Here is a 341-nt window from a genome sequence, read left to right as displayed (position 1 = left end):
ATACCAGGTGTTAATTTGATTGCTTTTTATGTTATTAATGGTTATTTGCTCGGTCATGAATATTTCTTGTTTGCTGCTTATCGTTTTCGAACAGAGCAAGATGCGCGTGCTTTTTTAAATACTCATTATACAACGGTTTTTGGTGCTGGATTATTGATTGCGGTTTTTGTTTCAATTCCCATTCTTAATTTAGCTACACCACTTTTTGCGGCCGCTTTTATGACACATTTACACAAAATGCTTTCCCAAAAAACCATGGCACGCATCACACAAAAATAATATTCCTTGAACTTTAAAATTAAAAAAACTTGTGAGCGAAAGAAAGCATACTATAAAATTTT

General features: G+C 32.8%; 1 protein-coding gene. It reads left to right on the top strand.

Annotation, left to right across the window (positions count from 1 at the left end; translation table 11 throughout):
* A partial coding sequence (locus tag ACFINC_RS10975; RefSeq protein ID WP_375617227.1) for an EI24 domain-containing protein occupies positions 1 to 279 on the top strand: 279 nt, incomplete at its 5' end.
* Positions 280 to 341 lie beyond the last annotated feature (62 nt).

The sequence above is a fragment of the Bartonella sp. AP58NXGY genome (assembly GCF_042195785.1).
Classification (GTDB): Bacteria; Pseudomonadota; Alphaproteobacteria; order Rhizobiales; family Rhizobiaceae; genus Bartonella.
The sequence above is the reverse complement of the archived record's forward strand: the minus strand, read 5'-3'. Positions and strand labels throughout refer to the sequence as shown.